Origin of the sequence: Pseudotamlana haliotis (assembly GCF_008806375.1) — a bacterium.
Lineage (GTDB): Bacteria > Bacteroidota > Bacteroidia > Flavobacteriales > Flavobacteriaceae > Pseudotamlana > Pseudotamlana haliotis.
In genome coordinates this window covers 1-287 of sequence record NZ_WAAT01000059.1, presented here as the reverse complement: position 1 = coordinate 287, position 287 = coordinate 1, and the positions used below count along the sequence as shown (strand labels likewise).

The window sequence follows — 287 nt, the reverse complement described above, 5'->3', positions numbered from 1 at the left end:
AAAAAATTACAACGTCAGTATAAAGACTACCTCAGTGATTTTAAAAACTGGAAACAAAAGTCACATGCCAAGCAATGGCTTGTTTTTCCAGAAAACATAGGTGCTCATCTCTCTATTGACGAAACAGCGCTTTCTAAAGGAGAGCTTTACACCATAATTACTAATAAAAAAGCAAAAGGAAAGGTCGGTAGTATTGTCGCCATATTTGCAGGAACAAAGGTAGAACCTATCATAGAACTGCTTCTGAAAATATCCGCCAAGAAAAGGGCTAAGGTTAAAGAAATCAC

1 pseudogene is annotated in these 287 nt (G+C 36.6%); it reads left to right on the top strand.

The annotated features are described in order from the left end of the window. A pseudogene (locus tag F6U93_RS14380) lies at positions 1-287 on the top strand (ISAon1 family transposase); the annotation flags it as partial.